The 23826-nt window shown below is 70.8% G+C and carries 25 protein-coding genes; 9 read left to right on the forward strand and 16 right to left on the reverse strand.

Annotation, left to right across the window (positions count from 1 at the left end; all coding sequences use genetic code 11):
- Positions 1-4: 4 nt before the first annotated feature.
- The 5 genes from ACSP50_RS42690 to pdxT form a co-directional block, all read right to left on the reverse strand.
- Positions 5-337 carry a hypothetical protein gene (locus ACSP50_RS42690; protein ID WP_014693486.1) on the reverse strand — a complete coding sequence of 111 codons (333 nt, stop codon included), beginning with the start codon at positions 335-337 and terminating at the stop codon, positions 5-7.
- A complete protein-coding gene (locus ACSP50_RS32150) occupies positions 334-657 on the reverse strand; it encodes a hypothetical protein (RefSeq protein ID WP_014693487.1) in 324 nt (107 codons plus the stop codon). Before ACSP50_RS32150 ends, ACSP50_RS42690 begins: the two co-directional genes overlap by 4 nt.
- Positions 658-1303: 646 nt before the next feature.
- Positions 1304-1939: a recombinase family protein gene (locus ACSP50_RS32155; protein ID WP_080128103.1), complete on the reverse strand. Its 636-nt coding sequence runs from the start codon at positions 1937-1939 to the stop codon at positions 1304-1306.
- A 115-nt stretch (positions 1940-2054) separates the two neighbouring features.
- On the reverse strand, positions 2055-2807 hold the full coding sequence (locus ACSP50_RS32160; protein WP_014693488.1) for a YebC/PmpR family DNA-binding transcriptional regulator: 753 nt from the start codon (positions 2805-2807) through the stop codon (positions 2055-2057).
- A gap of 15 nt (positions 2808-2822) precedes the next feature.
- Entirely contained in the window at positions 2823-3428 is a 606-nt protein-coding gene (gene pdxT / locus ACSP50_RS32165) for a pyridoxal 5'-phosphate synthase glutaminase subunit PdxT (protein ID WP_014693489.1), read from the reverse strand.
- Positions 3429-3584: 156 nt separating this feature from the next.
- On the opposite strand from pdxT, the gene pdxS reads away from it, so the two are divergent.
- Positions 3585-4481: a pyridoxal 5'-phosphate synthase lyase subunit PdxS gene (gene pdxS, locus ACSP50_RS32170; RefSeq protein WP_014693490.1), complete on the forward strand. Its 897-nt coding sequence runs from the start codon at positions 3585-3587 to the stop codon at positions 4479-4481.
- Between the two features lie 27 nt (positions 4482-4508).
- Here the strand turns inward: pdxS and ACSP50_RS32175 are convergent, their stop codons facing one another.
- Genes ACSP50_RS32175 through pgsA form a run of 4 tightly spaced genes read right to left on the reverse strand, consistent with a single transcriptional unit; the run spans position 4509 to position 7717 of the window.
- The gene (locus ACSP50_RS32175; RefSeq protein ID WP_014693491.1) at positions 4509-5033 is read right to left on the reverse strand and encodes a hypothetical protein; all 525 of its coding nucleotides are present in this window, start codon (positions 5031-5033) and stop codon (positions 4509-4511) included.
- 53 nt (positions 5034-5086) lie between these two features.
- Positions 5087-6223, reverse strand: coding sequence for a glycosyltransferase family 4 protein (locus ACSP50_RS32180; RefSeq protein ID WP_014693492.1), 1137 nt, complete (start codon positions 6221-6223; stop codon positions 5087-5089).
- A gap of 10 nt (positions 6224-6233) precedes the next feature.
- Entirely contained in the window at positions 6234-7100 is an 867-nt protein-coding gene (locus ACSP50_RS32185) for a phosphatidylinositol mannoside acyltransferase (protein WP_014693493.1), read from the reverse strand.
- Positions 7097-7717 carry a phosphatidylinositol phosphate synthase gene (gene pgsA / locus ACSP50_RS32190; RefSeq protein ID WP_014693494.1) on the reverse strand — a complete coding sequence of 207 codons (621 nt, stop codon included), beginning with the start codon at positions 7715-7717 and terminating at the stop codon, positions 7097-7099. The genes ACSP50_RS32185 and pgsA overlap by 4 nt, the downstream gene beginning before the upstream one ends.
- Before the next feature lie 179 nt (positions 7718-7896).
- Here pgsA and ACSP50_RS32195 point away from each other — a divergent pair, with 179 nt between their 5' ends.
- Positions 7897-10056, forward strand: a complete 2160-nt coding sequence (locus tag ACSP50_RS32195) for an elongation factor G-like protein EF-G2 (RefSeq protein WP_014693495.1) — start codon at positions 7897-7899, stop codon at positions 10054-10056.
- Here the strand turns inward: ACSP50_RS32195 and ACSP50_RS32200 are convergent.
- The gene (locus tag ACSP50_RS32200) at positions 10049-11218 is read right to left on the reverse strand and encodes an FAD-dependent monooxygenase (protein WP_014693496.1); all 1170 of its coding nucleotides are present in this window, start codon (positions 11216-11218) and stop codon (positions 10049-10051) included. The genes ACSP50_RS32195 and ACSP50_RS32200 overlap by 8 nt on opposite strands.
- A 55-nt stretch (positions 11219-11273) precedes the next feature.
- Here ACSP50_RS32200 and ACSP50_RS32205 point away from each other — a divergent pair, with 55 nt between their 5' ends.
- A complete protein-coding gene (locus ACSP50_RS32205; protein ID WP_014693497.1) occupies positions 11274-11843 on the forward strand; it encodes a TetR/AcrR family transcriptional regulator in 570 nt (189 codons plus the stop codon).
- Here the strand turns inward: ACSP50_RS32205 and ACSP50_RS32210 are convergent.
- From ACSP50_RS32210 to ACSP50_RS32220, 3 genes are all read right to left on the reverse strand, one after another.
- Positions 11812-12321: an HIT domain-containing protein gene (locus ACSP50_RS32210; protein ID WP_014693498.1), complete on the reverse strand. Its 510-nt coding sequence runs from the start codon at positions 12319-12321 to the stop codon at positions 11812-11814. The genes ACSP50_RS32205 and ACSP50_RS32210 overlap by 32 nt on opposite strands.
- 139 nt (positions 12322-12460) lie before the next feature.
- On the reverse strand, positions 12461-14434 hold the full coding sequence (gene thrS / locus ACSP50_RS32215; protein WP_014693499.1) for a threonine--tRNA ligase: 1974 nt from the start codon (positions 14432-14434) through the stop codon (positions 12461-12463).
- A gap of 56 nt (positions 14435-14490) precedes the next feature.
- On the reverse strand, positions 14491-15402 hold the full coding sequence (locus ACSP50_RS32220; RefSeq protein ID WP_014693500.1) for an ADP-ribosylglycohydrolase family protein: 912 nt from the start codon (positions 15400-15402) through the stop codon (positions 14491-14493).
- A gap of 96 nt (positions 15403-15498) precedes the next feature.
- Here ACSP50_RS32220 and ACSP50_RS32225 point away from each other — a divergent pair, with 96 nt between their 5' ends.
- The 4 genes from ACSP50_RS32225 to ACSP50_RS43220 all read left to right on the forward strand — a co-directional run bounded on the left by ACSP50_RS32225 (position 15499) and on the right by ACSP50_RS43220 (position 20163).
- Entirely contained in the window at positions 15499-16188 is a 690-nt protein-coding gene (locus tag ACSP50_RS32225) for a response regulator transcription factor (RefSeq protein ID WP_043512594.1), read from the forward strand.
- Between the two features lie 2 nt (positions 16189-16190).
- Positions 16191-17585, forward strand: a complete 1395-nt coding sequence (locus tag ACSP50_RS32230) for a HAMP domain-containing sensor histidine kinase (RefSeq protein WP_080128262.1) — start codon at positions 16191-16193, stop codon at positions 17583-17585.
- A gap of 300 nt (positions 17586-17885) precedes the next feature.
- Positions 17886-20003 carry an RICIN domain-containing protein gene (locus ACSP50_RS32235; protein ID WP_014693503.1) on the forward strand — a complete coding sequence of 706 codons (2118 nt, stop codon included), beginning with the start codon at positions 17886-17888 and terminating at the stop codon, positions 20001-20003.
- Positions 20004-20022: 19 nt separating this feature from the next.
- Positions 20023-20163 carry a hypothetical protein gene (locus ACSP50_RS43220; protein ID WP_014693504.1) on the forward strand — a complete coding sequence of 47 codons (141 nt, stop codon included), beginning with the start codon at positions 20023-20025 and terminating at the stop codon, positions 20161-20163.
- 165 nt (positions 20164-20328) lie between these two features.
- Here the strand turns inward: ACSP50_RS43220 and ACSP50_RS32240 are convergent, their stop codons facing one another.
- Both ACSP50_RS32240 and ACSP50_RS32245 read right to left on the reverse strand, forming a co-directional pair.
- On the reverse strand, positions 20329-21354 hold the full coding sequence (locus tag ACSP50_RS32240; RefSeq protein WP_014693505.1) for an adenosine deaminase: 1026 nt from the start codon (positions 21352-21354) through the stop codon (positions 20329-20331).
- 9 nt (positions 21355-21363) lie between these two features.
- Complete coding sequence (locus tag ACSP50_RS32245) at positions 21364-22107, reverse strand: trans-aconitate 2-methyltransferase (protein ID WP_014693506.1); 744 nt, start codon at positions 22105-22107, stop codon at positions 21364-21366.
- Between the two features lie 68 nt (positions 22108-22175).
- Between ACSP50_RS32245 and ACSP50_RS32250 the strand changes: the two genes are divergently transcribed.
- A complete protein-coding gene (locus tag ACSP50_RS32250; protein ID WP_043512599.1) occupies positions 22176-23153 on the forward strand; it encodes an aldo/keto reductase in 978 nt (325 codons plus the stop codon).
- Positions 23147-23395 carry a hypothetical protein gene (locus tag ACSP50_RS32255; protein ID WP_014693508.1) on the forward strand — a complete coding sequence of 83 codons (249 nt, stop codon included), beginning with the start codon at positions 23147-23149 and terminating at the stop codon, positions 23393-23395. Before ACSP50_RS32250 ends, ACSP50_RS32255 begins: the two co-directional genes overlap by 7 nt.
- Positions 23396-23528: 133 nt before the next feature.
- Here the strand turns inward: ACSP50_RS32255 and ACSP50_RS32260 are convergent, their stop codons facing one another.
- Entirely contained in the window at positions 23529-23732 is a 204-nt protein-coding gene (locus tag ACSP50_RS32260; RefSeq protein WP_011905669.1) for a cold-shock protein, read from the reverse strand.
- Positions 23733-23826: the final 94 nt, after the last annotated feature.

Genomic DNA, 23826 nt, shown 5'->3' on the forward strand with positions numbered 1-23826 from the left:
GACTTCAGTCCCTGTGCACAATGGGTCGCTGAGTCGCCGGATACGCCTGATCGATTTCAGTGGCAGACTTCAAATCTGTCGACTCATATTTCTTGGCAATCCGGTTGAGGGCCTCATGGTTGCCTTGCGTGAGGGTTTGAAGTGTGCCGAGCATTTGATCTAATCGTCCCATGAATTGAGCATGCTTCGTCAGGATGGCTCCGAGGATGCCGCCCTCTGTTGCGCTCAGATCCCCATACCGATGAGCATAAGCTTTAGCTTCGACCGCATCATCTGAGTAGTCAGAGAGCTTTGCGGCGTACGCTCGCACATCAGATGGTTCAACGCTGAACGTCACGACGAACCTCCGAAATGAAAGATCAGAAAGAAGCCAACCGCGAAGACGGCAATACCCGCAAGTCCGTATCCGACAGCCTTCGACAGAAGGCGATCTACCTCGCTTCGGTCGGCAGTCAGGTGCAGCTTGATGGAGTAGTACGCCCCTAGAACCAAGCCGACACCGGCAGCGACGTACACCAGCAGGTTCAGCAACGGCGGCCAAGACCCTTGGAGCCCGGTAGCGATGAACGCCACGGCACCCATGGCCCACACGCCGGCCACCAGCAACACGAATTTGCCAACCAGTCTTCGCGCCTCAACGGCCCGCGGCACTGACACACCAACCTCCTCGCATGGGCTCGCAACCATATCAACGCCTAGCGATCCCGTATGGTTCAGGCGAAGCTCTCTAGATCTTGAACCGTCGGAAGTGTGACAGACTCAGCGGTGCCAAGCTGAAAGATGGCCGCGACAGAGCGTCCACTGAAAGCCGCCTGACCCATTGCCACCGACTCCGGCATCAAACCGCTGACGACAGAAGACGCAGTACTAGCCGATAGGTGGAGTGGCTTCCGGCTTCCTAGCCAGTGATCCAGCGTGCGCCTTGATACGCGGCTCAAGATCGAGGGGAAGCAGGAGCTCAAATCTGGAGTCAGATACCACGGGCGGCATATCTACCGGCGGGACAGGTAGCCCAAATGCCACCCGAAGCGGCATCCTGGTCGGAGGTTCGGCATGCACCCTGACCGCTATCCCCATCTTCTTGAGGAAGGCACGGCGGTCGCCAACATCTTCGGCCCGGTCCCAATACTGCCGGAGCGTCCTGCCGGTAGGAATCTCTTCCCAGCGATCCGGGACCTGAGGTAGAGCCGCTAAGCGGTCATATTCAGCGGAAAGACTGCCATGCATGCGACGGTAGGACTGCTCGCCGCGGTCGCTGGAGTAGAGGCCGGCCATGCGGTCGTTCTCCAACGCCTCCAGTGCCTTATCGACTTTCCGGAGTTCTTCCGTATGGTCCGCGCCGGGAATGAATCGCTTCTCCATGACCTCCAGGTCGCCGACTAGACCTAAGAGAGTCCGCGGCATGGTCCCGCGGGGATAGAACACCGCGAGCGTTCAAATCCTGAGCAACGCTACGGATGCTCTTGCCATCCTTGACCCGTTCGACGATCTCGCGGAAAACGATCAAGGTATCAGGGTCATGCTCGAACACCCCACCTGCACGGTTGGAGTTCCGGACGGGCCGGTAACCGTAGGGCGCCGTGCCGCCATGCCAGCGGCCTATCCGGCGAAGGTGTTCCCGGGACTGTGCTGACCGCTCTGCGATCGTCGTACCTTCGAACTCAGCGAAGAGTGCGAGTACCTTGGCGATCAGTTCGCCGGTCTTGTCGGACGTGTCGACGCTGTCCATGTACGCGGCAACGTACTTGCCGCGCTCAGCCGCCCAATCGATCAGCCGGACGAGGTGAAGAAGGTTCCGCGACAGGCGGTCGATCTTCATTCCGGCGATGATGTCGAACTGGGCCGGCGGCGTGTCTCCAAGCCACCGACCCAAGTCCGGTCGTTCCCAAGGCGCCGTGTCACCCGAGACGTCCAAGTCCTCAGCCCATCCCACGATCACGTGATCATGGTCTGTCGCCCAAGCCTCAAGCCCTTGCCGCTGTCGCTGCGGCGAGGGGGGAGTCTTCTGTCACCCGGCTGAGCCGGATCACCCCAAGGACGCGCACCTCACGAGACTAGCCCTCGATTTGAGCTAGCGTCTCATCCGAGACATCGAAGTTGCCGTAGATGTTCTGCACGTCGTCGCAGTCCTCGAGCGCGTCGATCAGCTTGAACACCTTGCGCGCGGCGTCCTCGTCGACCTCGACCGTCATGGTCGGCACCAGCGACGACTCGGCCGAGTCGTAGTCGATGCCGGCGCTCTGCAGGGCGGTGCGGACCGCGACCAGGTCGGTCGGCTCGCTGACCACCTCGAACGAGTCGCCCAGGTCGTTGATCTCCTCGGCGCCGGCCTCGAGGACGGCCAGCATCAGGTCGTCCTCGGTCAGCTCACCCTTGGGGACGATCACCACGCCCTTGCGGTTGAACAGGTACGACACGCTGCCCGCGTCGGCGAACGTGCCGTGGTTGCGGGTCAGCCGGGTGCGCACCTCGGTGGCGGCGCGGTTCCGGTTGTCGGTGAGGCACTCGATCAGGATGGCGACGCCGTTCGGCCCGTAACCCTCGTACATGATCGTCTGCCAGTCGGCGCCGCCGGCCTCGAGCCCGGAGCCGCGCTTGACGGCCCGGTCGATGTTGTCGTTCGGGACCGAGGACTTCTTCGCCTTCTGGATGGCGTCGTAGAGGGTGGGATTACCGGACGGGTCGCCGCCCCCGGTACGCGCCGCGACCTCGATGTTCTTGATCAGCTTGGCGAACATCTTGCCGCGTTTGGCGTCGACGACCGCCTTCTTGTGCTTGGTCGTCGCCCACTTGGAGTGGCCGGACATGCGTAACCTCCGTGTCTACCGTGCGGGTGCGGCCTGGCGGACCATCTCGACGAAGTACCGGTGGACGCGAAGGTCGCCGGTCAGCTCCGGGTGGAAAGCCGTGGCGAGCAGGTTCCCCTGCCGAACGGCCACAATCCTACCGGCGGCGTCCCCGGAGGCCACGCGACCCAGCACCCGCACGTCGGGGCCGACCTGCTCGACCCAGGGCGCGCGGATGAAAACGGCGTGGAACTCGCCGCCCTCGATGCCCTCGATCTCCACGGCGCCCTCGAACGAGTCGATCTGCCGGCCGAACGCGTTGCGCCGGACGGTCATCTCGATGCCCTGGAAGGACTCCTGGTCGGGCCGCCCGTCCAGGACCGTGGTGGCCAGCATGATCATGCCGGCGCAGGAACCGTACACCGGCATGCCGTCCGCGATCCGTTTCCGGATCGGGTCGAGCAGTCCGAAAGTGATCGCCAGGTTGCTCATCGTCGTGGACTCGCCACCGGGGATCACCAGCGCGTCGACGTCGGCCAGTTCCTCGGGCCGCCGGATCGGTCGGGCCAGCACGTCCGACTCGGCCAGAGCGGACAGGTGTTCGCGCACGTCGCCCTGCAGGGCCAGCACTCCGATGTTCACCCGGTCAACTCTAGGACCGCCGCGGGCCAGGAGCTAAAGCAGGCCACCGGGGGGTCGATTGGCTATCGAGGCGTCCCGCCCCCGCTTCGTACGATCGCCGAGACCAAAGCCCGCAGCGTCGCACGATCGCCAGCGTCAACCCGCACGAGGAGTCGTATGTCTGAGAACCAGCCGGCCGTCGGAACCGCCCGCGTCAAGCGCGGCATGGCCGAGATGCTCAAGGGCGGCGTGATCATGGACGTCGTCACCCCCGACCAGGCGAAGATCGCCGAAGACGCCGGCGCCGTCGCGGTGATGGCGCTGGAGCGGGTCCCGGCCGACATCCGCGCCCAGGGCGGCGTGTCCCGGATGTCCGACCCCGACATGATCGACGGCATCATCAACGCCGTCTCCATCCCGGTGATGGCCAAGGCCCGGATCGGCCACTTCGTCGAGGCCCAGGTGCTGCAGGCGCTGGGCGTGGACTACATCGACGAGTCCGAGGTGCTGACCCCGGCCGACTTCGCCAACCACATCGACAAGTGGCAGTTCACCGCCCCGTTCGTGTGTGGCGCCACCAACCTGGGCGAGGCGCTGCGCCGGATCACCGAGGGCGCGGCGATGATCCGCTCCAAGGGCGAGGCCGGCACCGGCGACGTCTCGAACGCGACCACCCACATGCGCCGGATCCGGGCCGAGATCCGCCGCCTGCAGACCCTGCCGGAGGACGAGCTGTACGTCGCGGCCAAGGAGTTGCAGGCGCCGTACGAGCTGGTCAAGGAGGTCGCCGAGGCGGGCAAGCTGCCGGTGGTGCTGTTCACCGCGGGCGGGATCGCCACCCCGGCGGACGCCGCCATGATGATGCAGCTGGGCGCCGAGGGCGTGTTCGTCGGCTCGGGCATCTTCAAGTCCGGCAACCCCGCGCAGCGTGCCGCCGCGATCGTCAAGGCCACCACGTTCCACGACGACCCGGACGTGATCGCCAAGGTCTCCCGCGGCCTGGGCGAGGCCATGGTCGGCATCAACGTCGACGAGATCCCGCAGCCGCACCGCCTGGCCGAGCGCGGCTGGTGACCGTGCCACGGGGCGCCGCGCCGGGGTTCAGACCGCCTGGACCGGCAGCGGCGCCTCGTGCGTGGCGGCGGACACCGGCAGCGGCGGCATGACCGGCTCGACGATGTCGAAGTAGCGGGGGCGCGGATAGCGCCCGGGCAGCCGCAGCACCCGGACCACCTTGCGCCGCCGCGCGGTCAGCGCGTCGCGCACCAGATCGGTGTGCACCTGCCGGGCCAGCACCACCCGGCGGCTGGAGGCGATCAGCGTGCGCGCCGCGGTGTCCGCCGGGTCCAGCTCGATCCCCTGCAGCTGGCGGGTCAGGTCGTTCTCCGCCGACTCACGTTCCTCAGGGCCCGCGTCGAGGGCCAGCCGGGCGGCCGCGTAGAGCTCCACCGCATCGGTGCGCTCGGCGACCACGGCCGCCGCCGCGGCCCGGCGCAGCAGGTGGGCGTCGAGGGCCCGCTCGGCGGACTGGGCGCGGGCGTGCACCCGTTCGACCCGCTGGGCGATCCAGCCGAGGTACGCCGAGAGGATCGCACCCAGCACGACGGCACCCAGCACCCACCACATGACGTGGGATCGTAGTGCCGGAATGTGTCCGGCCGTCACCTGCCCCGACGGGATCAGGCCTCGTCGGCGTCGAAGACCCGACCGTCGGTCGCCTCGATCGCCGTGGTGTAGACCTCCAGCACCCGGGCGGCCACACTCGGCCAGTCGAACGTACCGACCACCTGGCGGGCGCAGCTTGCCAGGTCAGCGCGCCGCACCGGATCATCGAGCAGCGCGCTGAGCAGCGCGGTGAGCGCGGCGGCGTCACCGTTGGGGAACAGCGCGCCGGCCCGGCCACCGTCCAATACCCGACGAAACGCGTCGAGGTCGCTGGCGGCGATCGTGGCGCCGGCCGCCATCGCCTCGGTGAGGATCATGCCGAAGCTCTCGCCGCCGGTGTTCGGCGCCACGTAGATGTCGACGCTGCGCAGCATCCGGGCCTTGTCCGCCTCGCTGACCAGGCCGAGGAACTCGACCCGGGGGTGCAGCTCGGCCGGGATCCGGTCGAACAGCTCGTCGCGGTCGCCCGGGCCGGCCACCAGCAGGCGCAGGCCGGGACGCTCCCGGGCGAGCGTGACAAACGCCGTACGCAGCAGGGGGAAGCCCTTGCGAGGCTCGGTGAAACGGCCGAGGAAACCGAGGGTCCCGCCCTCGCCGGGCCATCCGGGCAGGGCGGCGGCGGTGGCGAATTTCGCCACCGCGACGCCGTTGGGGATCTCGACCGCGCCGCCGCCGAGGTGTTCGACCTGCACCTTGCGGGCGAGTTCGCTGACCGCGATCCGTGCGGTGATCTTCTCCAGCACCGGCTGCAGGAAGTTCTGCGCGACGGCGAGCGCCCGGGAGCGGGTCATCGCGGTGTGGAAGGTGGCCACCACCGGGCCGCGCGCGGAGAGCACCGCGAGCAGCGACAGGCTGGGGGTCAGCGGCTCGTGCACGTGCAGCACGTCGAACTCGCCACGGGCCAGCCAGCGGCGCACCCGGGCGGTGGAGACCGGGCCGAAGGCGATCCGGGCCACCGACCCGTTGTACGGCAGCGGCAGCGCCCGCCCGGCCGGTACCAGGTAGTGCGGCAGCTCGGCGTCCTCGTCGGCCGGGGCCAGCACGCTCACGTGGTGTCCGAGACCGATCAGTGCCTCGGCGAGGTCCATGATGTGGTTCTGCACGCCGCCGGGCACGTCGAACGAGTAGGGCGAGACGATCCCGATCCGCAACCCCGACCTCCTAGAGCCAGAGTTTCTGGAGCATGTGCCAGTCCTGCGGGTGTTCGGCGATGCCGGCCGCGAAGGCGTCGGCCATCAGCTGGGTGGTGCGTTTCACCCGCTCGTCGAGTGGCCCGTCCACCGGCGGGGTGATCTTGCGCAGCCGGGCCTCGACGCGATGCTCGGAGTACCACATGTCGACGGCATACATCGGGGCGCCGGACCGCACCGCGAGGATCGCCGGGCCGGCCGGCATCCGGGTCCGCCCGCCGAAGAACTCCACCTCGACGCCGTTGCGGGACATGTCCCGGTCGGCCAGCAGCGGGACCACCCAGCCCTGCCGCAGGTGCTCGGCGAGCACGTCGAGCGGCGCCCGCTCACCGCCGGTCAGCGCCAGCACCCGCATGCCGAGGCTCTCCCGGTAGTCCATGAACGCCTGGAACAGCGCCTCCGGCTTGAGCCGCTCCTGCACGGTGATCATCTGCCAGCCGTGCGACACCACCCAGGCCGCGGCCGCGTCCCAGTTGGCGATGTGCGGCAGGGCCAGCACGATGCCGTTGCCCTCGGCGATGACGCTCTTCATCTCGTCATAGCTGGCGGCCTCCATGTGGAAGCCGGCCACGTGCTGCTCCCGGGTCTGTGACGGCAGCCGGAACGCCTCCATCCAGTACCGGGCATAGGACCGCAGCCCGTCCCGGACCAGGGTCTCCGGCATGTCCGGGCCGGCCACCTGCCGGTAGTTGCGGCGCAGCCGCTGGGTGCCCTTGCCGTTGGCTTTCCAGGCGCGGTCGGCGACCGTGGTGAACAGCGCCCGGGCGACCGGGAGCGGCAGCGCCCGCACCAGCCGCCAGCCGGCCAGGTAGCCGAGCGTGGTCAGCCGGTCCTTCACTCGGCCGCGACCTTGGGCTCGGTGCGCCGGGCGTGCAGCAGCCGCTGGAAGACGGTGAACAGCGAGAGCGCGGCCAGCACCCAGAGCGCGGCGGGCAGGCCCCAGGCCAGCCCGGCGCTGCCCAGCAGGCCGCCGATGCCGACGATGATCAGACGCTCGAGGCGCTCGGCGACGCCGACGTCGGCGTCCAGGCCCAGCGACTGGGCGCGGGCCTTCACGTACGACACCACCTGACCGGCGGCCAGGCAGATCAGCGCGGCGGGGACACCGCCGTACGGATTGCCCTGGGTGGCCAGGTAGTAGACGACGGCGCCGAACACGGCGCCGTCGGCGATCCGGTCCATCGACGAGTCGAGAAGCGCGCCGAATCTGCCGGAACTGCCCCGAAGCCGGGCCATTGTGCCGTCGAGCACATCGGTGAGGGCGCAGGCGGTTACGATCCAGGTGCCCCAGAAGAGGTGACCGCGCGCACCGAAGTACGAACCGATCAGCACCCCGACAGTGCCCGCGACGGTGACGGCGTCGGGTGAGACGCCGATCTTGAGCAGGGAACGTGCGACCGGGTTGACGCCGTACGAGACGACGGCACGGGCCGTTACTTGGACGATCTTTGCCATGGCCGTCCCACCATATCGGCGTGGGCCCGGTCGCGGTACGGCTCGCCCCCCCCGGTTGGCCGGATCGTCACCATCCGGCATCCTCTGGTGGCTTCCGGTCCTTGCGACCGGGACCTGCCCGGGTGTGGGATTTGTAGAACAGCGGCGAAACGACGCGGAAACGACAGGGAGCGCTCGGCATGGCGCAGAAGACATCGGAGAAGGGGCTCGCCGGCGCCGCCGCGCCGGTGGTGACCGAGCCCGGCAGAGTTCGTAACGTGGTGCTGGTGGGTCACTCCGGCGCCGGGAAGACGACGCTGGTGGAGGCGCTGCTGGCGGCCACCGGCACGATCCCGCGCGCGGGGACCGTCGCGGACGGCACCACGGTCACCGATCACGATCCGGCGGCGGTCCGGCAGCAACGCTCGGTGGCGCTGTCCTGCGCGCCACTCGTCCATCAGGACGTCAAGGTCAACCTCCTGGACACCCCGGGGTACGCGGATTTCGTCGGCGAGTTGCGCGCCGGCCTGCGCGCGGCGGACGCGGCACTGTTCGTGGTCTCCGCGGTCGACGGGGTGGACGAGTCGACGGTCGCGCTCTGGGAGGAGTGCGCCGCGGTCGGCATGCCGCGGGCCGTCGCGATCACCCGCCTGGACCATCCGCGCGCCGACTACGAGCAGGCGCTGCAGGACTGCCAGGAGGCGTTCGGCGAGAACGTGATGCCGATCTACCAGCCGATGCTGGGCGACGACGGCCGGTCGGTGGCCGGCCTGATCGGCCTGGTGTCGCTGCGGGTGCTGGACTACTCGGCCGGTTACCCGCCGCGGGTCGGCGAGGCCGAGCAGGCCCACCTCAACCCGATCGCCGACGACCGCAACCAGCTCATCGAGGGGATCATCGCGGAGAGCGAGGACGAGACCCTGATGGACCGGTACATCGCCGGTGAGCTGATCTCCACCGACGCGCTGATCCCGGACCTGGAGAAGGCGGTCGCCCGGGGCAACTTCTATCCGGTCGTGCCGGTCTGCGCGGCCACCGGGGTGGGCCTGGACGCGCTGCTCGACGGCCTGGTCAGCGCCGCCCCGTCACCGCTGGAGCACGACCTGCCGGTGGTCACCGGGGTGGACGGCGCGCCCCGCCCGCCGCTGGTCTGCGACCCGGACGGCCCGCTGGTGGCCGAGGTGGTGCGCACCACGATCGACCGGCACGTCGGCCGGGTGTCCCTGGTCCGGGTCTTCTCCGGCACCCTGCGACCGGACCAGACGCTGCACGTGTCCGGGCACGGCATGGCCGAGCGCGGCCACCCCGACCACGACGCCGACGAACGGGTGGCGCACGTCTACACCCCGCTCGGCGCCACGCTGCGCGAGGTGGGTCGGTGCGTGGCCGGGGACATCTGCGCGATCACCAAGTCCGGGTCGGCGGAGACCGGGGACACGCTCTCCGGTAGGGACGACCCGATCCTGATGTCGCCCTGGTCGATGCCGGAGCCGCTGCTGCCGATCGCGGTCGTCGCCAAGACCCGCTCGGACGAGGACGCCCTCGCCAAGAACCTCGCCCGCCTGGTCGCCGGCGACCCGACGCTGCGCCTGGAGCGCAATCCGGACACCCACCAGCTGGTGCTCTGGACGATGGGCGAGTCGCACGCCGACGTGGTGCTCGATCGGCTCCGGGCGGGCGGCGTCGAGCTGGACACCGAGCCGGTGAAGGTGTCGCTGCGGGAGACCTTCGGCGCCGCGTCCAAGGGACACGGGCGGCACGTCAAGCAGTCCGGCGGCCACGGGCAGTACGCGATCTGCGACATCGAGATCGAACCGCTGCCGCGCGGCTCCGGTTTCCAGTTCGTCGACCGGGTGGTCGGCGGCGCGGTGCCGCACAACTACATCCCGTCGGTGGAGAAGGGCGTCCGCGCCCAGCTGGAGAAGGGCATCATCGCCGGTTACCCGGTCGTCGACCTGAAGGTGACCCTGGTCGACGGCAAGGCGCACAGCGTGGACTCCTCGGACGCCGCCTTCCAGACCGCCGGGGCGCTGGCCCTGCGCGAGGCGGCCGCGGCCGGGCAGGTGACCCTGCTGGAGCCGGTGGACGAGGTGGTGGTCCGGGTGCCGGACACCTACGTCGGCGCGGTGATGAGTGACCTGTCCGGCCGACGCGGCCGCCCGCTGGGCACCGACACCGCCGAGGACGGCGGGCACAGCCTGGTCCGGGCCGAGGTGCCGGCACTGGAGCTGGTCCGGTACGCGGTGGAGTTGCGTGCCCTCTCCTCGGGAGCCGGCACGTTCTCCCGGTCGTACGTCCGGCACGAGCCGATGCCGGCCCACCTCGTCGAGGCGGTGAAGAAGGAGCACGCCGTCAGATAGTGATCGCGTTGGCCGCCTCGTGCATCGGGGCCAGCACCTTGTTGATCACCTTCTCCTTCTGCGGGTGGTATTTCAGGGTGCGCATCCCGTAGTGCCGGAAGGCGATGGTGAGGCGGCCACCGGGGACCATGTCCTTGACCATCTTGCGGCCGAAGGCCAGATTCTTCTCCACGTAGGTGCGCATCTCCCGCTCGTACGCCGCGAGGCCCTCCGGCTCGCCCAGGTGCCGGCCCAGCACGTACGCCCCGACCAGGGCGAGCGAGGTGCCCTGGCCGGAGGCCGGGGACGGGCAGTGCGCGGCGTCACCGAGCAGCACCACCCGGCCGGACGACCAGGACGGGAGCTCGACCTGACTCATCGAGTCGAAGTAGAAGTCGGGCGCGGTCTCCATGGCGGCCAGGAACTCGTCGGAGCGCCAACCCTGCCCGGCGAACGCCTCGCGGACCATCGCCTTCTGCGCGGCCGGGTCACGGTGGTCGTAGCGCCGCTCGGGGGAGGCGAAGACCATACCGACGCGGGCCGGCTGGCCGGGCTCCATCGCGTAGGCGAAGATCAGCCGACCAGGTCGCGAGTAGAACACCTCCTCGCGGGTGACGCCCAGGTCGTTGGGGACCGAGAAGATCGAGATGTAGGCGCCCAGGAAGGTCAGCGGGGTCTCGCCCAGCACCAGCCGGCGGGTGGCCGAGTGCAGCCCGTCGGCGCCCACCACGTAGTCGAACCGGCGGGGCGCGCCGTGCTCGAAGGTGACGTCGACCCCGTCCGGCCCGTCGGCGAGGGAGGCGATCGCATCACCGAACACGTACTCCACCCGATCCTCGGTGGCCTCGTAGAGGATCTTGCTGAGGTCCCACCGCATGATCTCCAGGTCGTCGCCGCGGCGGCCCATCAGCAGGTCGGCCGGGAGCTTGGCGATCGGGCTGCCGTCCGGCTTGACGTAGGTGATCTGCTGCATGCCGGTGTCGGCCGCCTTGGCCGCGTCGAGCAGGCCCATCTTGCGCAGCACGGCGGTGGCCGAGCCCCGCACGTCGACCTTGTAGCCGCCCTCGCGGACGGTGGACGCGCGCTCGACGACAGTGACCTCGAAGCCCCGCTGGAACAGCCAGAAGGCCAGAGCCGGACCACCGATGCCGGCGCCGGAGATCAGTACCCGTGAGTTCGTCATGCCACTTACCATACAAGTGTCTTATACGAATGTATAGAGGTTAGGATCTGAAAACATGGGCCATCGTGAAGAGCTGCTGAAGGGCGCCAAGAAGGCGCTGCTGGAGAAGGGCTATGCCCGCACCACGGCCCGGGACATCGTGGCGTTGTCGCGCACCAACCTGGCCTCGATCGGCTATCACTACGGCTCGACCGAGGCGCTGATGACCGCGGCGATGCTCAGCGCCATGGAGGACTGGGGCAACGCGCTCGGCCGGGCGCTGGCCGCCCCCGACCCGACCGCCGACCCGCTGCTCGACTTCTGGCGCCGGGTGATCGGGTCGATCCAGACCGACCGGCCGCTCTGGCTGGCCAGCATCGAGGTGGCCCTGCAGGCCGAGCACAACCCGCAGCTCAAGGAGCAGCTCGCGGGCGGGCTCACGGCCGGCCGCACCGGGATGGCGGCGATGCTCACCGGCATCGCCGAGGATCAGCTGGACGAGGCGACCGTGCGCTCGCTCGGCGCGGTGCAGATGGCGCTGATGTCCGGCGTGGTCACCCAGTGGCTGACCGACCCGGCCAGCGCTCCGTCGGCCGAGGAGGTGGTGGCCGGCGTCAGGATGCTGGCCACGCTCGCGCCAGCATGACCCGGGTGTCGGTGAGCACCTGCGGCAGCACCTTCGTCCGCCCGATCACCGGCATGAAGTTCGCGTCGCCACCCCACCGCGGCACCACGTGCTGGTGCAGGTGCGCGGCGATCCCGGCACCGGCCACCGCGCCCTGGTTCATCCCCAGGTTGAAGCCGTGCGGCCGGCTCACCGCGCGGATCACCCGCATCGCCGTCCGGGTGTACGCCGCGACCTCGGCCGTCTCCTCCTCGGTCAGGTCGGTGTAGTCGGCGACGTGCCGATAGGGGCAGATCATCAGGTGGCCCGGATTGTACGGATACAGGTTGAGCACCGCGAAGACCAGCTCGCCGCGCGCGACCACCAGGCTGTCCCCCTCCGGCAGGCCGGGTGCGACGCAGAACGGGCAGCCCGCGGGCGCGTTCTCCCCGGTGATGTAGGCCATCCGGTGTGGCGTCCAGAGTCGCTCCAGGCCGTCCGGCTCGCCGGTCACATCCATCACCACCACCGCATCCTATGCCGCGGCCGGTGCGAGCTCCTCGTGCCGGTGGAACCGGTCGCCGCCGCGCCGCCCGGGCGGCGCGGCGCGGCGCGGCGACGTGACCCTCCCCGTCGTCCGGTGCCGGCCCGGCCGGAGATCAGGCGGCCGAGGGCCCGGTATTGATCCGGGAGCGAACGATCTCCACCACGTGCGCCACGGCCTCGTCGAGCGTCACGCCGTTGCGCTGCGAGCCGTCCCGGTAGCGGAACGACACGGTGCCGCCGTTCACATCGTCGTCGCCGGCGATCGCCATGAACGGGATCTTCTGCTGCTGGGCGGTGCGGATCTTCTTCTGCATCCGGTCCGACGAGTAGTCGACCTCGGCCCGGATGCCCTCCCGGCGCAGGCGCTCCACGAACGACGACAGGTAGTCGGCGTGGTCGTCGCGGATCGGGATGCCGACCACCTGCACCGGCGCCAGCCAGGCCGGGAACGCACCCGCGTAGTGCTCGGTGAGCACGCCGAAGAACCGCTCGATCGAGCCGAACTTCGCCGAGTGGATCATCACCGGCTCCTGACGCGAGCCGTCCGCCGCCTGGTACTCCAGGCCGAACCGGGCCGGCATGTTGAAGTCGTACTGAATGGTCGACATCTGCCAGGTCCGCCCGATCGCGTCCTTGGCCTGCACGCTGATCTTCGGACCGTAGAAGGCCGCCCCACCCGGGTCGAGCACCAGGTCCAGCCCGGACTCCCTGGCCACCTGCTCCAGGACGCCGGTGGCGTTCTCCCACTGCTCGTCGGTGCCGATGAACTTGTCGCTGCCCGGGTCCCGGGTGGACAGCTCCAGGTAGTAGTCGTCCAGGCCGAAGTCGTCGAGCAGCGAGCGGACGAAGTTCAGCAGGTGCTTGATCTCGCCGGGCGCCTGCTCGGCGGTCACGTAGGAGTGCGAGTCGTCCTGGGTCAGGCCACGCACCCGGGTCAGGCCGTGCACCACGCCGGACTTCTCGTAGCGATACACGGTGCCGAACTCGAACAGCCGCATCGGCAGCTCACGATACGACCGCCCGCGCGACCTGAAGATCAGGTTGTGCATCGGGCAGTTCATCGCCTTGAGGTAGTAGTCCGCCCCCTCCAACTGCATCGGGGGGAACATCGTGTCCTTGTAGTAGGGCAGATGCCCCGAGGTCACGAAGACGTTCTCCTTGGTGATGTGCGGGGTCCCCACATACTGGAAGCCCTCCTCGATGTGCCGGGCCCGGACGTAGTCCTCCATCTCCCGCTTGATCACCCCACCCTTCGGGTGGAAGACCACCAGACCCGACCCGATCTCATCCGGGAAGGAGAACAGGTCCAGCTCCGTGCCGAGCTTGCGGTGATCCCGGCGCTCGGCTTCGGCAAGACGGTGGAGGTACGCCTTCAGCTCATCGCGGGACGGCCACGCCGTACCGTAGATGCGCTGCAGCTGCGGGTTCTTCTCCGAGCCGCGCCAGTAGGCGGCGGCCGAGCGCATCAGCTTGAACGCCGGGATCAACCGGGTCGACGGCAGGTGCGGCCCCCGGCACAGGTCACCCCACACCCGCTTGCCGTCCCGGTCGAGGTTGTCGTAATGGGTCAACTCACCCGCCCCGACCGCCGCGGCCTCCGGGTCCACCTCACCCTTGATGTCGACCAGCTCCAGCTTGAACGGCTCCGCGGCCAGCTCCGCCTTCGCCTCGTCCAGCGACGCGTACTCCCGCCGGTGGAACGTCTGACCGGCCTTGACGATCTCCTGCATCCGCTTCTCGAGCTTCGCCAGATCATCGGGCTGGAACGGCTTCTCGACATCGAAGTCGTAGTAGAAACCGTCCCGGATCGGCGGCCCGATCCCCAGCTTCGCCTCCGGGAACACCTCCTGCACCGCCTGCGCCAGCACATGCGCCGCCGAATGCCGCAACACGTTCAACCCGTCCGGCTCATCCATCGCCACCGGCGTCACCTCGGCGTCGGCCTCCGGAATCCAGGCGAGGTCCCGCAACCGGCCGTCAGCCTCGCGGACCACCACGATCGCTTTCGGGCCGCTGCTCGGCAGGCCGGCCGCGGACACCGCGTCGGCCGCCGAGGTGCCGGCCGGGACGACTAGTGGGTCGGACACGGTGAGCTCCTAGTCAGCAGGGAGAGAACGTCGCCCTGATGCTATCGGCCTGCGGATCAGCGTCCGTCCGCGGCGGCCAGCCAGCCCGGCAGCGGCTCCCGCCGCGCCAGCCAGTCCCCGGGTATCCCGCCGGCCCCGGTGTAAGCCGCGACCACCCCGCCGGCGATCGCCGCGGTCGTGTCCACGTCGCCCCCGGCCACCACGCACGCCGCCACCGCGGCCGGATAGTCGTCCAGGTAGCGGTCCGCCACCCAGAGCGCGAACGGCACGGTGTCCTGCGCGGTCGCCTGGGCGCCGCTGCCCAGCCGCTCGGCCGCCTCGGCGACGCCGCCGGTGGGCGCCAGCAGCAACCCGTCGCGGACCACGCTCGGCGCGGTGTGCGCGGCGGTGGCCCGCAGCAGCCGGCCCGGGTCGGGCCGGTAGCCGTCGAGCCGGGCGGCGGCGGCGAACGCGGCGGCCACCGCGACCGCCACCCCGCCGGCGATGCCCTCCGGGTGGGCGTGGGTCACCTCGGCGGCCCGGGCGCCCTGCGCGGCGGCGTGCGCGAGGGAGTCGGCGTGCCAGGCGCCGAGCGGGGCGGCCCGCATCGCCGCGCCGTTGCCGCACGACCCCTGCCCGTGGAAGGCGGCCGCGGCGGCGATCGGCCAGGGCAGCCCTTCGCGGATCTGCCGGAGCATCACCACGGCTCCCGGGCCGTACCCCCGATAGGGTTCGCAGTGCTCGCCGAGCAGGAGGGCGAAGGCGTCCCGGTCGAAGTCGCCCTCCTCGAGGACGGCCACCAGGCAGCAGGCCTGCTCGGTGTCGTCGGTCCAGGCCCAGACGCCCGCGGGCACCCGGGCGTCGAGCAGGTCGGCGGGCCGGTTGCCGGGCACGAAATACTGCGCGCCGAGGGCGTCGCCGACGCTCAGGCCGGCCAGGCTGTCCAGGGCCAGCGCGCGGCGCGTATCGGGGAAGAGGGTGAACGTCATCGGTGGTTCGGATCGTATTCCATCACTGAGGGTCATCAAAGCATCTCGTTCCATGAGCCTTTAGGTTTCCCCCGCCGGAGACAGTACGGTCTTCGCATGGCCACGGTGTTGCTCGTCGAAGACGATCATGTCGTGCGTGGTGCCATGCTCCGTTCGCTCGCCGACCGTGGGCACGCCGTGCACGCCGTCGGCACCGCGCTGGAGGCCCTCCGGCGGGTCGCCGCGGAGACCCCCGACCTGGTGGTGCTCGACCTCGGGCTGCCCGACCTGGACGGGTCGGACGCGCTGCGGATGCTGCGCGGGATCACCGACGTGCCGATCATCATCGCCACCGCGCGCGACGACGAGCAGACCGTGGTGCGGCTGCTGCGCGCCGGCGCCGACGACTACATGGTGAAACCGTTCACCGGCGCCCACCTGGACGCGCGGATCGGCACGGTGCTGCGCCGGGTCGGCCGGGCCAGCCGGGCCGCCCAGCCCGCCGTCCACGAGGTGGGAGAATTACGGGTCGACGTGGGCGAGCGCAGCGCCACCCTCGGCGACCAGCCGCTGGCGTTGACCCGCAAGGAGTTCGACCTGCTGGCCTATCTCGCCGCCCGCCCGGGCCGAGTGGTCTCGCGTCGTGAGCTGTTGGAGGAGGTATGGCGGCAGCCCTCGGTCGGCGAGGACCAGACCATCGACGTGCATTTGTACTGGCTACGCCGGAAACTGGGCGAGTCCGCGGCGAAGCCCCGTTACCTGCGCACCGTGCGGGGGGTCGGATTCCGGTTGGTGGCGCCGGACTGAGGCTGCGGCTGGCGTACACGACCGCCGCCACCACCGCCGTCGCCGCCCTGGTCTTCCTCGTCCCGCTGGGCTGGGGCCTGCGCTCCGACCACCGCGAGGAGGCACTCGCCGGCGCCGCCCGGGCCACCTCCACGGTGGCCGGCGCGCTGCTGGCCGGCGCGGGCGACAAGGGCGTGGCCGCCGCCGCGGCGACGGCCGGCGATCCGGTCGTGCACGTGCCCGGCCTGGCGCCCACCCCGGGCGGCCGGGCCACCGGCAAGCAGATCGACGAGGCCGCCAGCCGGCCGGACGCCAGCGTGATCGAGGTGCCGGGCGGGGTGATCCGGCTGCAGCCGGTGACCGCCGGCGGCAAGGCCTGGGTGGTCGAGGGGTTCGTGCCGGCCTCCGAGCTGACCGAGAACACCGCGCGGGACTGGTGGCTCCTGCTCGGCCTGGCGGTGGTGCTGGTCGGCGGCTCGGTGATCGTGGTCGACCGGCTCGCCCGGGGCGCGGTCAACTCGGCCAACAACCTGGTCGAGGCGGCCCTCGCGGTCGGCGACGGCGACCTCGGCGTGCGGATCCACCCGTCCGGGCCGCGCGAGCTGGCCGAGGCCGGCTACGCGTTCAACCGGATGGCCGACCGCCTGGTCACCTCCCGCACCGACGAGCGGGAGCTGGTCGCCGACCTGTCGCACCGGTTGCGCACCCCGCTGACCGCGCTGCGGCTGGACGCCGAGGCACTCGACCCGGACGACACGCAGATCATCGACCTGACCGCCGACGAGGTCGACCGGCGGCGCGGCATCCGGCGCATCCGGCAGGCCATCGCCACCCTGGAGGACGAGGTCAACTCCCTGATCAACACTACCCGCCAGACGGTCGCCGCACAGGTGGCGGCCAACCCCGAGGAGGGCCTGTGTGACGCCAGCGAGGTGGTCCGGGAACGGATGTCGTTCTGGTCGGCGCTCGCCGGCGACCAGGAGCGGCAGTACCGGGTGACCGGCGCACACGTGCGGATCCCGGTGCCGGTCCCCCGCGCCGACCTGGCCGCCGCCCTGGACGCGGTGCTCGGCAACGTGTTCCGCTACACCCCGCAGGGCACCGCCTTCGAGGTGGCGCTCTCCCGCCGGGACGGCTGGGTGGCGCTGCGCGTCGACGACGCCGGCCCGGGCATCCCCGACCCGGAGAAGGCACTGCGTCGCGGGCAGAGCCAGCAGGGCTCCACCGGCCTCGGCCTGGACATCGCCCGCCGGATGACCCAGTCGACCGGCGGCTCGGTCAGCCTGGACCGGGCCACGCTGGGCGGCGCCAGCGTGGTGATGCTGATCGCCGACGCCGACGCCACCCCGAAAACCCCCAGCCGTTTCGGCCTGGTCGGCCGCGGTGGTCGCGGCCGCCGCGGCCAGCGGGCCACCTGATTCCCCCAGACGGACCAGAAGTTGCTTAGATCTGTTTTAAGAGTGTTCCCCTGGCTCGCCCGGGCTGGCAGTGTTCCCTCCGATCCCATCCGGCTCCCCGGTTCGCTCACCGCAGCACATCCCCATCGCCGCGGCCGGCGGAGCCCCGGAGCGGTGGGGGGCGGACACCCCATGGTCCCCTCCCACCGCCCACCCGCACGTCGAGGAGATGCCTTGCCCGCGCACCGCCGGTCAGCCTTCCCTGGCTCACCCGGCAGCCGCCGCCGGCCGTCACGCTCCGCAACCTCTCGACTCCTCCCGGTGGCGCTCGGGCTGACCCTGCTCGGGGTCGGCGGCGTCGTCGGTCCCAGCGTGATCGGCGCCTCGTCGCGTAAGGACCCGGGCCGCTTCCAGCTGACCGCGCTCCCCAAGGACGCCCCCGACCAGGGCCTGGTCTACGAGGGTCTGAAGCCGGTCGCGGCCGGCGCGCTGTGCGCCGGGTCGTACCTGCTGGCCGACGACACCTGCACGCACGGCCCGGACCGGGCGCCCACCGGCCTGTCGGTGCGCGAGGACGTCGCCCCGGTCACCGCCGCGACCAGGCTGCCCGGCACGGTGCGCACCATGCACCCGGTGGTCGTCCCGACCGACGCCGAGATCGCCCGCGACCTGGGCGGCAGCGCGCTCACCCCGGACGCGCCGGCGCTGATCCCGGACCCGGCCCCGGGCAACGCCGACTTCGTGCTCGGCCCGGCCGGCGTGGCCTGCGACGGCGACGGCCAGGACGGCAAGCGGGTGCAGCTGCTCTACGTGTACGCCGCGGGCACCGCCACCCGGTACAACCGGTACGTCAACTCGTTCCGCACCTGGGCGGCCGGCGTCGACGCGATCTTCGACGCGAGCGCCGGCGAGACCGGCGGCTCCCGGCACGTGCGGTATGTGACCACGCCGGAGTGCACGGTCGCGGTCTCCGAGGTGGAGCTGCCGGCCGGGTCGCTGGACTCGTTCACCGCGACCGTCAAGGCGCTCGGCAACCTCGGCTACAACCGGACCGACCGCAAGTACCTGATGTTCTCCGACGCGAACGTCTACTGCGGGATCGGCACCTACGTCGACGACAACCGGCCGGGCCGGACCAACAACAACAACGCCGGCCCGTCCTACGCCCGGGTCGACTCCGGCTGTTGGAGTTCGGTGATGGCCGCGCACGAGCTGACCCACGCGTTCGGCGCGGTGCTCAACGGCGCGCCGAACGGCACCGGCGCGGGCGGCTGCCTGGACGACTACGACCTGCTGTGCGGCCCCGACCGGTCCGGCCGGGCGGTGCGGTCGTCCTGCCCGAAGGCGCACGAGGTGCGCCTGGACTGCGGCCACGACGACTACTTCAACACCAACCCGAAGCCGGGCAGCTACCTGGACACCCACTGGAACGTCGCGCTCAGCGACTTCCTGCTGCGCAGCGACGGCGGCAACGACATCCCGGACGTACCCGGCGCGGTCACCCCCGACCCGGGCCAGGCCGCCGCGCCGCCGGCCGCCACCGCCTCGGCCCCGCCCGGCCCGTCGCCGAGCGCGGCACTCCCCGAGCCGAGTGGCAGCGCCGTCCCGGCCACGCCGGGCAGCTCCCCGAGCGCGTCGGCCGCCCCGCTGCCCCGGGCCAGCGCCGGCCCGGACGGCATCGACGCCGAACCGGCCGCCTACCACGCCGGGAACTCCTCCGGCGACCAGGACGCGGGCGCGCCCGACGGGACCCCGGCCGGTTCCGGCGACGTCCAGGCGGCCCTGGAGATCCGCGACGCGACCAGCATGTCGGTGCGGCTGACCTGGAGCGCCGCGTCGGACACCGCGACCTACGAGGTGTCGGTCGGTGGCAAGCCGGTGGCCACCACCAAGGCGACCCGGGCGCTGCTGATCGGCCTCAAGCCGGACTCGGCGTACAAGGTCGAGGTCCGCAGCCGGACGAACAGGTACCACGCGACCGGCAGTGCGCACACCGCCCCCGCCGCCCGCCCGGTGCAGAATTCCTGGTTCGTCCTGACCAACTCGCTGACCGGCGGCGCCGCCGACCTCTACGCGGCCCGCGCCGCCGACGGCACGCCGGCCACTCTCGGCCCGGCCGACGGCGGCAACCAGCAGCAGTGGCAGCTCAGCCCGGCCGCGGACAGCGGCAGCTACACGCTGATCTCCCGGGCCAGCGGCAAATGCCTGATGCCGCTCGGCGGCACCCCGGTCGCCGGCGCCCCGCTGGTCCAGGGCGACTGCGCCAACGCCGGCGCCCGCTGGCGTCTGCAGGCCTCCGACTTCGGCTTCACGCTGCGCAGCGAAACCGGCGACCTGGCCGTCGGCGTCGGCGGCCAGCGCTTCGGCTGGCACCGGGTGCTGGCCCTGGAGCCGGACACCGGGCAGCGCCACCAGAGCTGGACCGCGGTGCCGAGCTGACTTTTCGAAGGAGACGACGATGCGTGACGTGCTGAACCACCCGGACACCGAGGAGGAGGAGCCGCGCTTCAACCGCCGGCGCCTGATCCGCTGGCTCACCATCCTCACCATCGGCACGGTGGTGATGCTCGCCCTCTGGCAGGATCCGCTCTATCCCTGACCCGCCCTCCGGCGAGCCGGGATCACGGTCATTCCGGCGGAGGTCGTGCGCTGCGGCCGGCAACTGATCGCTGCCGCCGACGAGACCCCGGCGGGCTTCGCAGGCCGCTGGCGCGACCGGAACGCGAAACCCACCGGGGGGAGGCCCGTGGGCCGTGCGTGGCCGTTACTCCGGGAAGCCCGCGGCGTAGCCGTCGATCTCGGCCAGCAGGGTGGCCCTGCCCTGCGGGGACAGGAAGCTGTGGCGGACGGCGGCGCGGGCCAGGTCGGCCACCCCGGCGTGGTCGAGGGCGAGCAGCTCGGCGGCGACCGCGTACTCCCGCTCCAGGGAGGTGCCGAACATCGGCGGGTCGTCGGAGTTGACGCTGAACGGGACGCCGGCCGCGGCCAGTGTGGTGATCGGGTGCCGGGCCAGGTCGGCGACCGCGCGGGTGCGCAGGTTGGAGGTGGGGCACACCTCCAGGGGGATCCCGTGCTCGGCGAGGTGGGCCATCAGCCGCTCGTCCTGAGCGGCGGCGATGCCGTGGCCGATGCGTTCGGCACCCAGGTCGCGGATCGCGTCCCAGATCGTCTCCGGCCCGGTGGTCTCGCCGGCGTGCGGCACGCTGTGCAGCCCGGCGGCCCGCGCCTTGTCGAAGTACGGCTTGAACTGCGGCCGCGGCACCCCGATCTCCGGGCCACCCAGACCGAAACTGATCAGACCGTCCGGCCTCTCCTCCAGCGCGATCCGCAGCGTCTCCTCGGCCGCCGGCAGCCCGGCCTCGCCCGGGATGTCGAAGCACCAGGCCAGCTCGACCCCGAAGTCGCGGCGGGCGCCGGCCCGGGCGTCCTCGATCGCCTCGCAGAAGGCCGGCGCCGGGATGCCGCGGCGCACGCTGGAGTACGGCGTCACGGTGAGCTCCGCGTACCGCACCCGCTGGCGGCTCAGCTCCCGGCCGATCTCGTAGGTGAGCAGCCGCACGTCGGCGGCGTCCCGGATCAGGTCGACCACGCTCAGGTAGATCTCGATGAAGTGCGCGAAGTCGCGGAACTCGAAGTAGTCGGCGAGCGCGGCCGGGTCGGCCGGCACCGGCGAACTGCCCTCGTGGCGGGCGGCGAGCTCGGCGACGATCCGCGGGCTGGCCGAACCCACGTGGTGCACGTGCAGTTCGGCCTTGGGCAGGCCGGTGATGAACTCGGTCAGGTCGGACACGGTATCTCCCTAGATTGACGCCACCACGAAGATACGGCGGAAGGGGAACGCCACGTGCGCGTGTCCGGTCGGATAGGCCTCGGCGAGGCGGGCGCCCAGCTCGGCCCGGAACGACGTCCACGCGTCGGCGGTCAGCGCGGCCCGCACCGGGCGCAGGGCGGTGCCCTCCATCCAGCGCAGCACCGGGTGGTCGGGGCCGTCGACCGGCAGCAGGTGCACGTACGTGGTCTCCCAGGCGTCCACCGCGGCGCCCGCGGCGGTCAGGCTCTCGGCGTACACGGTCGGCTCGTCGACCGGCGACTCCCGGATGCCGCGCTCGACGCCGTGCCCGGCGGCGACCTCGCGCAGCAGCCGGTGCGACGGCGCGCCGAAGTTGCCCGGCACCTGCATCGCCAGCCAGGCGCCGGCGGGCAGTTCGCGCACCCAGCGGGTGAGCATCCGCTGGTGGCCGGGGACCCACTGGAGCGCCGCGTTGGTGACCACGACGTCGGTGTCCGGCCCGGGCGTCCAGTCCGCGATGTCGCCGACCCGGAAGTCGCCGCCGGTCGCCGCGGCGATCATCTCGGGGGACGAGTCGATCCCGGTGATCCGGGCGGCCGGCCAGCGCTCGGCCAGGGTGCGGGTGAGGTCGCCGAAGCCGCAGCCGAGGTCGACGACCTCGCGCGGTCGCCGCGCCCCGATCCGGGTGGTCAGGTCGAAGAACGGCCGGGACCGTTCGGTGCCGTAGCGCTGGTACACGGCCGGATCCCACATGACGCCTCCTGATCAAAACCGTACGTACGTCTTGTTTGAAGATAGCAGCTTGGCGGTAGGGTCTTCCCGTGGAAAAACGAAGCTTTCGCCGAATGGGCCGCGACGCCTCGGTGATCGGCCTGGGCGCCTGGCAGCTCGGCGCCGACTGGGGCGACGTCAGTGAGGCCGACGCGCACGCGACCCTGCAGGCCGCGGTCGACGCCGGGGTCACCTTCATCGACACCGCCGACGTCTACGGCGACGGTCGCAGCGAGCAGATCGTCGGCTCGTTCGTGAAGGACCGACCCGGTCTCACCGTCGCCACCAAGATGGGCCGCCGGCTCCCCCAGGTCCCGGCGAACTACTCGATCGACAACTTCCGGGCCTGGACCGACCGTTCCCGCGCCAACCTCGGCGTCGACACGCTCGACCTGGTCCAGCTGCACTGCCCGCCGACCCCGGTGTTCAACAGCGACGAGGTCTTCGACGCACTCGACACGCTGGTGCAGGAGAAGCGGATCGCGGCGTACGGGGTGAGCGTCGAGAAGGTCGAGGAGGCGCTCGCCGCGATCGCCCGGCCGGGCACCGCCAGCGTCCAGATCATCCTCAACGCGTTCCGGCTCAAGCCGCTCGAGCGGGTGCTGCCGGCCGCCGCCGAGGCCGGTGTCGGCATCATCGCCCGGGTGCCGCTGGCCAGCGGTCTGCTCTCCGGGCGCTACGACGAGCACACCACGTTCGCCGCGGACGACCACCGCAACTACAACCGGCACGGCGAGTCCTTCGACGTCGGCGAGACGTTCTCCGGAGTGGACTATGCGACCGGCCTGGAGGCGGTCCGCCGACTCCGCCCGCTCGTTCCGGAGGGCGTCACGATGGCGCAATTCGCGCTGCGCTGGATCATCGATCAGCCGGCCGTCACCGTGGTGATCCCGGGTGCGCGTAATCCCGAGCAGGCGCGCGCCAACGCGCACGCCGGGGACCTCCCGTCGCTTTCGCCGGAAACCCGGGAAATGATCAACGCGGTCTACGATGAGTTGATTCGCCCCCAGGTGCACGACAAATGGTGAACAATGAAACCGAGTCCACCGCCGGCGACCCCACCCGGTTGCGCGGCTGGCTGAGCATGTCCCTGGGCCTGCTCGGCATCGTGCTCGGCACCGTGTGGACCCTGCAGGGTCTCGACGTCTTCGAGAACGAACTGATGAGCGACCAGCCGGCGTGGGCCGCGGCCGGTGGTGTGGTGATCGTGCTCGGCCTGGCTCTCGTGGTAATCGGCATGCGCCGACGGACCGGCGGATCGCTTTCCTGAACCGTCCGACAAATGGCGGAACAATAGGGCGTACAAAAGAGGCCCCGCAACCTCGATGAGGATGCGGGGCCACCGGTCAGGCCGGCCTCCGCCAGGCGGCCGGCATGCCGGCCTCGCGGCCGGCGGATTGGTCTCAGAGCGGGCGAACCTGCTCCGCCTGCGGGCCCTTCTGGCCCTGGGCGATCTCGAACTCCACCCGCTGGTTCTCCTCCAGAGTGCGGTAACCGCTCGTCTGGATGGCCGAGAAGTGGACGAACACGTCAGCACCCCCGCCGTCGACGGTGATGAAGCCGAAGCCCTTGTCTGCGTTGAACCACTTCACGGTTCCTTGCGCCATGCTGAACTCTCCTTCTGAAAATGCCGGCCCGCCCTACGCGGCAGCGGAGCGCGGGGCCGATGACCGTTTTCGAGCAGCGGCGCCGCGAGGCGGC

This window comes from Actinoplanes sp. SE50/110 (assembly GCF_900119315.1).
GTDB lineage: Bacteria > Actinomycetota > Actinomycetes > Mycobacteriales > Micromonosporaceae > Actinoplanes.